Source organism: Streptomyces sp. NPDC021356, from assembly GCF_040641015.1.
Lineage (GTDB): Bacteria > Actinomycetota > Actinomycetes > Streptomycetales > Streptomycetaceae > Streptomyces.
In genome coordinates this window covers 12,667-20,810 of record NZ_JBFACU010000068.1, presented here as the reverse complement: position 1 = coordinate 20,810, position 8,144 = coordinate 12,667, and the positions used below count along the sequence as shown (strand labels likewise).

The following is an 8,144-nucleotide window of genomic DNA, read 5'->3' as shown; positions in this document are numbered from 1 at the left end:
ACCGGCTCACCCCGGCCCGGGTCCGCCGGGGGTTCCGGAACATCCGCGCTTACCTCGCCTGTCCGACTCGTGTTCCCAAACCCCGAGGCGCCGGTCCCGGACGGCCACCCGGCGCCAAGAACAAACAGCGGGCACCCCGCTACGACGTCGGCAAAACCGTCAGACGCCCCGAGACCCTCAAGGCCATCGGCAAGCCTGGCAGGTCCTGGTAGATAAAGAACAAGCTGAGTGCCTGTTCCTGATGCGCCATGCCATGACGGTGTCGGTGGATCCTGGGTTCGTTGCGCGGGCCCCGTGAGTCGTGCTTGGCTCGGCCGATGAACTTTCTGTTGACGGCGAGTGGTCTGCGTAACGAGACGCAGCGGGATGCGCTGCGGGACATGCTGGGTAGGCCGTTCGGATCGGCGAACGTCGTATACGTTCCCACGGCATCGGTCGCCGAGCCCGGGGACCATGGGTGGTTCGTCGCGGACATGAACCGGCTGCACGGCCTCGGCTGGCGGGAGTTCGACGTCCTGGAGCTGAATGGCCTGCCCCGGCAGATGGTGCTCGACCGGCTGCTCCACGCCGACGTCATCTATGTCGGGGGCGGCAGTCATTACCACCTCGCGCGCAGCATCACCGCCAGCGGCCTGGCCGACGGCTTCCTGGAGGCGCTGAAGAGCCGGATCTATGTGGGGTTCAGCGCCGGATCAATGATCTTCAGCCGTAATCTCACCGGACACTCTGCCGACGTCATCGGGGACACCACGGACCTCCACGTGCTCGGCGCGACGACCGTGGAGCCGCCGTTCGGCCTCTTCGACTGGTATCTCAAGCCTCATCTGTACTCACCGGATTTCCCCGAGCGGGACGACGCCTGGGCTGATCGCATCGCTGCGCGGGCGGACTTCCCGATCTACTTCATCGACGACGAGACGGCCGTTCGCGTCAGGGACGGCAGGGTGGATGTCATTTCTGAAGGCCGGTGGCGGTTCCATCCGTGACACCTGGCGCGGCCAGGACTTCGAGCGAGAGCAAGCCGCCGGCCACGGTGGTCAGTTGCGCAGCGTCCTGACGCTCTGCGCCCTTCACTCGCTGCGCGACCCGCATGCACCGGAGTTGGACGCGGATGATCCGTCGCTCAGCGTCACATCCTCGACGCCGCTGTCCAGGTCCGCTTTGGGCCGCCGCCCTTTCCCCTTGGCCCTGGCCGCAACCCTGCTCCGGGCGTCCTCCTCCGCCAGCGGCCCACCGCCTGGTGCAGCGAGTCGCCGTCGATGCGGCCCAGCAGCCGCCGCACCGTTGTTTCCGCGGGCAGAGACCGTTTCGGGAACAGGGGGCCGGGTCGTGCGCGGAGACGCTCCAGGACCGAGGAGGGGCGTCGGCGATCCACTCGCCGACCACGAGCAGCAAGGTCGCTCCGGCCAGTGCCGCGCGCACAGTCAGCGTAAGCACGACGACCGGAGCGTGCCGCATGCCTCGCGGATTTCACGGTTCGGGCACCTCGGCCGACTCCATGATCTTGGAATGCGCGCCTGACACGTTCGTCGAGCCGGCTCAGCAGCCGGCGCAGTACGAACCGGACGCCGTCCGACTACGTCGACGCCCTGTCTCCTGGGATGAGCACCTGCCTTCGGAGATCGCGTGAGCTGCCGCATCGGCTGTCGCCGGGCGCAGGCCGGCAGACGCGCCCGGCAGCCCGCCGACGAATGCGTAACATTCGTGCCCTTCCCGCTGCCGCGGATGACCAGCAGCACCGTTTCGCCCTCTTCACAGGTGACCGAACTACTGGAGGAACGATGAACTGGTCCAGGGCCGTGGCCGTTACAGCGGCGTGTCTCGTGCTGTGCGGGGGCGCCACCGCGGCGAGCGCGGCCGGAGCGGCGCACAGCACGGACGCCTCCGCGCACAAGACCGCTTCCACCACCCCCAAAAGTCCCGGGACCACGAGCGGCAAGCCCGACCTGATCCTCAACGGCCAGACCGACGCCCGCCCCGGGCAACTGGTCCACATGATGCTCTACGGCGTCAGCCACGCACAGGGCGGCGACGCGGTGACCGCCCAGTCGCCCGCGTTGGGCGGGTCGGCACGGCTGGGATGGGAGGGCGACCACTACTGGGCCCTGGCGACCCTCAAGATGACGGACAAGCCCGGCTGGTATCCGCTGACGGTGACAGTCCATGGCCGTAGCGTGGCCCACGACAGGATCCAGGTCGTACGATCCCAGCGGCCCTCCTTCACCCTGTCGGCGTCGCGGTACGTGACCCGCCCCGGGGAGCCGGTGTGGGCGGGTTTCGACGATCTGTACCCCGGTGAGCGGGGCACCGACTTCACCGTGCGGTCCGCGGCCCTGCCCGGGCCCGTCCGTCTCGTCCACGACGCGACCCTGGATTTCTACAACCCGCGGGCCTTCTCAGCGCAGATGCAGCTCAAGCCCGTCCTGGCGGACGGCACGTACACCTTCACACTGTACGGCCCGTACGGCCGCCGCATCGCCGAGAAGCACGTGAAGGTCCGCGCGTCCCGGCCCGGCGACCGCGACTACCTGGGCAAGGCGTACGGGCCCGAGTTCTACGACCCGGGCCAGGGCTACTCGGGCGGCACGCACCGGTTCCGGGTCGGCGTCGGGCGTCAGGTCGCGGTCATGTGGCACGACGAGTACCCGGACCCGGGCGAGCAGACGAGGTTGACCGCCACCTCCCCGGCGTTCACCGGGGCGCTCCGCCTTCGCTACGACGACAGCAAGGCCGCCGACGGCGACGCCCCGCGCTTCTTCGGCACGGCCACCGTCCGCCACGACCTCAAGCCCGGCCGCTACCCTGTGACGATCGTCGCCCACCACGGCCGGGTGAAGAAGACCGAGTACCTGACGGTGACAGGGCGGTAGACCCAGCCCGATACCGGCTTCCTTCGAGCCCTCGCTCGTGCCGGAGCGGAACGGGCACGCCCCGAGCCTCGTTTCTCTGTGCATCTCCTGTTCGTACTGCGCCCTCCGGAGGTGCGATGCAACAACCCGGCATTCACGAGGCAGAGGTCGATGTAGTCGAACCTCGTCGTCCACTTCCTACGCTTCAAGCGGTGGCGGCTCATCGTCGTGGTGGCGGACTACGAGTTCCCCACCGGCAGTCGGAACGCAACAGGAGTCACTTGAACCGGACGGGACCCGTCTGCACTCCGTCAGCACCTGCTCCCTCGGCGGCCGGCCGGTGCCACGCACGGGGACTACCGGATCGTCGTCGACCACGACGAGTCGGTGCTGGAGCGTGCGGACACCGTCGTGCTCGCCACGCAGGAGCCCAGCGAGTACCTGCTCGCGACCGGCACGCTCCCCGCGGATCTCGCTGCGGCGCTGGACCGCATCGGGCCGCGGACGCGCATCGTCAGCCTGTGCGCCTCGGCCTTCCTGCTCGCGGCGGCCGGTCTGCTGGACGGTAAGCGGGCCCCCACGCACTGGGCGCTGTGCGAGGCGCCGGCGCGGCTGTTCCCCGACGTCGAGGCGGATCCGGACGTCCAATTCGTCATCCTGCCCAAGGCTCTTACCGGGGTGAAGCCGCAGGCAGTGGCAGACGAGTCGGGCTGTACACCGGACCGGCCGCCCGGCCAGAGGAGCGACTCGCCGTCGCGATGCACAGCAGGACCAGCACGACCAGCGGCCGGCACGTCGATCCCGGCGCCTGGTTCGGCTACGCCGACGTACATTCAAGGCCCGAACCCGAACCGGAAGCTCAATGGCTTGATGGACGAACAGGACGGCTGTGAGGCCGTTCACCGTTGTGTCACGTGCCCGTCCGGCAATCAGCGCGCGACTCTGCGCATGAGTCCCTCAAGGTCGCGTTCGCCGAGCGGCGTCTGTGCCCCCTGCTGCAGGCCCTTGCTGATCAGACGCTGAGCGGTCGGCAGGCTGAACGTAGAAGCCCAGGCATGGTTTTCACGCAGCAGTCCTTCCTTGAAGTCATCGGCGGGCAGCGAGTGCTTGACTGCTTCGATGACACCGTCGGGCAGCGCGGCGATGTTACGGGCGACACGGTCGACGTACTGGTCGAGCTCGTCGGCCGGCAGGGCCCGGTTGATCCAGCCGTAGGACGCTGCGGTCTCGGCATCGAACAAGTCGGCGGTGAGGATCACCTCCAGGGCGCGGTTGCGACCCATGCGGTCCCGAAGGTACTGCGTGCCGCCTCCGCCGGGGATGATGCCCATCAGGGCTTCAATCTGACCGAGTCCAGCGGTCTCGACGGCGGCGAACGTCATGTCCGCTGCAGCCACGAATTCCGCCCCGCCTCCGCGGGCCTTCCCGGCGAGCTTCACGATGGTCACCTGGGGCTGGTGGCGGATCAGCTCACCGATCGCCTGGAACACGTTCACGTCCGCCGGGGCGGATGCGGCGAGTTCCTGGAGGACGTCCATCTCCTCGCCGACGTGCATGTCCACATGAGCGATGAAGAATTCCGGGTCGGCGCTCGAGAAGACGATCACGCGGACGGAAGACTCGTCCTTGAGGCCCGTCAGCACCGTCCGCAGCTCACGCATCATCGTCGTTCCGAGCGCGTTCACCGGGGGATTGTCGAGGACGATCCGGGCGACGCCGTGCTCGCTGCTCACGCGCAGGGTCGCGTAGGCATCGTTCGTCATGAGGCTCTCCATTGGTTACCGCTTGGCATGTAGGTTTGCAATGCATACCTACCGTCGGCGACGACGCCCAGATGGTCAAGAAGGCACTTTTGGAGCACGTAGGATCATGAAGGACACCGATATGCACGGCGTTGACGCCGAAACACGGGCGGTCTTCCGGGCGGACTGCCCCAGCCGACCGATCCTCGACCAGATAGCGGACAAGTGGTCGATGATGGTGATGGCGCTGCTGGAACGGCCCACCCGGTTCAATGAACTGAAGCGAGGTCTGGAGGGCATCACGCAACGTGTCCTCACCCAGACACTGCGCCGTCTTGAGCGCAACGGCATGATTCAGCGCAGAGTGCTGCCGACCTCACCGGTCGGCGTCGAGTACTCGCTCACACCCCTGGGCGAGTCCCTGCGCGAGCCGTTCGGCCTGCTCTATGACTGGACCGTCGAACACAGCGGAGAGATCCAGAACTGCCAGCGGGCGTACGACGCCAGGGCTGACGCTTACTGACTTGAGGCGCTCGGGGTGGGCGAGCCGGACAGCGTTGTTGTGGTGCTGTGTGGTTGCGCCGGTGGGCGTGCGAGAAGCCGTCCGGCTTCGTCGCGACGCGCGTGATCAGGAGGGGTCTTGCTCGCGCCTCGTGGTCAGTGCACCTGGGGACTTCCGGGCGGTCGTTCGGCTGTTGCTCAAGGATGCCTTCGCGGGCGAAGGCCGTCGAGGAGGATGTCGAGAAGCCGATCGGCAGTGATCGCGTGGCCGGGCTGGTGCGCGACGGTGAAGATCCCGATCAGGCCGGCCGCGATCTCCTCGGCGGTGACGTCGGGCCGGAGATCCCCCGCAGCGCGACCTGCGTCGAGGATCGACGATATCGCGTCGAGGATCTCGTCCCTGGTCCTGGCGTGGCCGACGACGTCGGACTCGATCATCGTCAGCAGTGTGTCGAGCATGCCGTTCTTCGTCGCGATCCAGTCGCCGAACAGGTCCATCCAGCGTCGCAGCGCAACGGCCGGGGCCACCTCGGCGAGCAGGTCCCGGGCGCCGTTGGTGAGGCGGACGACTTGATCACGGTAGACAGCCTCCACCAGGGATTCGCGGGTCGGGAAGTGGCGGTAGAGCGTCCCGATGCCGACGCCGGCCTCGCGGGCGATGGCGCGCATCGACGTCTCCGCACCGGGCGAGGCGAGCACGCGCGTCGCGACCTCGAGCAGCTGTTCGCGGTTGCGGGCGGCATCGGCTCGGGTCGCCCGCGGCTTGGGACTAGTCAAACGGAACACGCTCCGGTTATGTTGGACTCCGTAAACGGAGCATAGTCCGTTTCAGGGTGGCTCCGCGAGCGCGAGGAGACGAGTACGACATGCAGCAGTACGACGACGGACTTCGGGACGGCGCGAGCAGGGCGGTCCGGCTCGAGTCGTGGGGCGGGCCGGAGGTACTGGCCCTCCAGGACGTGCCCGAACCTCAGGCGGGCGACGGGCAGATCCGTGTGCGGGTGAAAGCGGCCGGGTTGAACCCGATGGACTGGATCATGACCGCGGACGCCGAGACCGCGGCACGGTTCGGCCTGAGCCTGCCGGCCGGGTTCGGGACCGACTACGCCGGAGTCGTCGACCGGGTCGGTGCGGGCGCGAGGGGCTACGCGGTCGGCGACCGCGTGTTCGGGGCTGCCTTGTCCCGTGCGGTCGCCGACCACGTCGTCCTCGACGCGAACGGGGACATCGCGAACGGCATCGCTCATCACACCCCGGACGGCGTCGACGACCGCACCGCCGCGACCCTCTCGATCGCGGGCAGCACCGCGGCCGCCGCTCTCGATGTCCTTGACCTCGGTCCGGACGACACGGTGCTGATCGGCGGCGCGGGCGGCGGGGTCGGTGTGTTCGCGGTCCAGTTGGCTCGGATCGCGGGTGCGCTGGTCATAGGGACGGGCTCGCCGTGGTCAGCGGAGTATCTGCGAAGCCTCGGCGCCGAACCGGTCGCGTACGGCGAGGGCCTTGCCGGCAGGGTCCGCGACCTCGGTGCGGGCCCTGTCACCGCGGCACTGGACCTGCACGGGACGGACACGGTGCACGCCGCTCGCGCGCTGGGAGTGCCGGACGGTCGCATCTGCACCATCGCGGGCCAAGTCGACGGCGTCCCTGCCGCCAACGGCGCCAACGCCGCACCCGACGCTCTCGAGAACATCGCGCGCCTTGTGGCGGCCGGCCGTCTGCGGGTACCCATCGCGGCGGCCTTCCCCGTCGAGGACATCCGTGCGGCCGTCGAACTCCAGGCGGCCCGACACGTTCGCGGCAAGGTCGTGATCGACCTCCGGCCTCGGCCCTGAGCGCACGTGCCGCACGAGGAACGGCCGGTGCAGCACGCGGACACCGCCCGGATCCCCGTCTTTGATCCCCGCTTCGGTGAGCACCCGGCACCTCCGGGACCCGGAGGAGGCCAGACTGCAGCACGTCAGCGACCGTACGGCTGACTGTGTTGACCCGCAGGCCCCGGGCTGTCCTCTCAAGCGCTCACGGTGCCAACTGTGGTGCTCATTCACGACCGTAGATCATGTGCGGGACGGCACTCACCCAGACACAGCCGATCTCCTCGCCGGGTGACACGGCGCCACACGAGCCGCTACCACGCCAAGTACCTCCTCACCTGCGGCGAATACGAGGACCCTCTGTGCAATGCCGACGGCCACTGCGGTTTCTGCACGAAGCTGCCCCGGGCGGTGTGTCGATTTACTGACTTCGGCTCGTCAAGGTGACGCGAGTTCATCGACGGTCAGACCGGTGTCGGCTATGAAGCCGTCGAGGGTGTCGGGCCGCACGGGCCCTCCACCTTGAGCGTGGACACCTCGACACTGGATCTTGAGTCCAGGGAGAGGAGTCCCGGGTGGGGACCTACAAGTACTCGGGGGAGTTCCGGGCCGACGCGGTGGCGTTGGACCGTTCGTCGGGCCGGCCCGTCTCACGCATCGCCGCCGAGCTCGGCGTGCATCACGAGACGCTGCGGCAGTGGATCAAGACGGCGGAGAAGGCCGAGCGGCCCGAATCGGTCGCGGCGTAGGCGAAGGACGCGGAGATCGCGGCCTTGCGCAGGCAGGTGCGCGAGCGGGAGAGGGAAGCGTGACATCCTGCGCCGGGCGGCCAGGTATTCTGCGGGCGAGACGAACTGGTGAGCCGCTTCGAGTTGTTGCCGACCATCGCGACGCCTTCGGCGTGAAGCGGCGGTGTGCACCGTGCTGAGCCTGTCGAGGTCCGGGTTCTACCGGTGACTGAAGACCGCACCGGCCCGCGCCGCGAAGAAGGCTGCGACGCCGCACTCACCCGACGGATACGCAAGGTCCACACAGAGTCCGGAAAGGCCTATGGGGCCAAGCGGGTCACCGCCGAGCTCCGCGCCGACGGTGTGATGGTCAACCGCAAGCGCATCGAGCGCCTTATGCGCCGACACGGCATCCAGGGGCGGAGGCTGAGGCGGCGACACCGCACCACGATCCCGGACCCCGCCGCCCAGGCGGTGCCCGATCTGCTGCGGCGCGACTTCACCGCGTCC

8 protein-coding genes and 1 pseudogene are annotated in these 8,144 nt (G+C 68.5%); 7 read left to right on the top strand and 2 right to left on the bottom strand.

Annotated elements, in window-relative coordinates; genetic code table 11:
* The 3 genes and pseudogenes from AB0G56_RS40850 to AB0G56_RS40840 form a co-directional block, all read left to right on the top strand.
* Positions 1 to 212 (top strand): annotated as a pseudogene (locus AB0G56_RS40850) (transposase); the annotation flags it as partial.
* A gap of 105 nt (positions 213 to 317) precedes the next feature.
* The gene (locus AB0G56_RS40845; RefSeq protein ID WP_360981022.1) at positions 318 to 986 is read left to right on the top strand and encodes a Type 1 glutamine amidotransferase-like domain-containing protein; all 669 of its coding nucleotides are present in this window, start codon (positions 318 to 320) and stop codon (positions 984 to 986) included.
* A gap of 795 nt (positions 987 to 1,781) precedes the next feature.
* The gene (locus AB0G56_RS40840; protein ID WP_360981019.1) at positions 1,782 to 2,870 is read left to right on the top strand and encodes a hypothetical protein; all 1,089 of its coding nucleotides are present in this window, start codon (positions 1,782 to 1,784) and stop codon (positions 2,868 to 2,870) included.
* A gap of 908 nt (positions 2,871 to 3,778) precedes the next feature.
* Here AB0G56_RS40840 and AB0G56_RS40835 read toward each other — a convergent pair.
* Complete coding sequence (locus tag AB0G56_RS40835) at positions 3,779 to 4,612, bottom strand: enoyl-CoA hydratase/isomerase family protein (RefSeq protein WP_360981016.1); 834 nt, start codon at positions 4,610 to 4,612, stop codon at positions 3,779 to 3,781.
* Between the two features lie 106 nt (positions 4,613 to 4,718).
* On the opposite strand from AB0G56_RS40835, the gene AB0G56_RS40830 reads away from it, so the two are divergent.
* Complete coding sequence (locus AB0G56_RS40830) at positions 4,719 to 5,114, top strand: helix-turn-helix domain-containing protein (RefSeq protein ID WP_360981013.1); 396 nt, start codon at positions 4,719 to 4,721, stop codon at positions 5,112 to 5,114.
* Between the two features lie 176 nt (positions 5,115 to 5,290).
* Here the strand turns inward: AB0G56_RS40830 and AB0G56_RS40825 are convergent, their stop codons facing one another.
* A complete protein-coding gene (locus tag AB0G56_RS40825) occupies positions 5,291 to 5,869 on the bottom strand; it encodes a helix-turn-helix domain-containing protein (protein WP_360981010.1) in 579 nt (192 codons plus the stop codon).
* A gap of 89 nt (positions 5,870 to 5,958) precedes the next feature.
* Between AB0G56_RS40825 and AB0G56_RS40820 the strand changes: the two genes are divergently transcribed.
* From AB0G56_RS40820 to AB0G56_RS40810, 3 genes are all read left to right on the top strand, one after another.
* Positions 5,959 to 6,927, top strand: coding sequence for an NADP-dependent oxidoreductase (locus AB0G56_RS40820; protein ID WP_360981007.1), 969 nt, complete (start codon positions 5,959 to 5,961; stop codon positions 6,925 to 6,927).
* Positions 6,928 to 7,481: 554 nt separating this feature from the next.
* Positions 7,482 to 7,655: a transposase gene (locus tag AB0G56_RS40815; RefSeq protein WP_360981004.1), complete on the top strand. Its 174-nt coding sequence runs from the start codon at positions 7,482 to 7,484 to the stop codon at positions 7,653 to 7,655.
* 204 nt (positions 7,656 to 7,859) lie between these two features.
* A partial coding sequence (locus AB0G56_RS40810) for an IS3 family transposase (RefSeq protein ID WP_360981002.1) occupies positions 7,860 to 8,144 on the top strand: 285 nt, incomplete at its 3' end.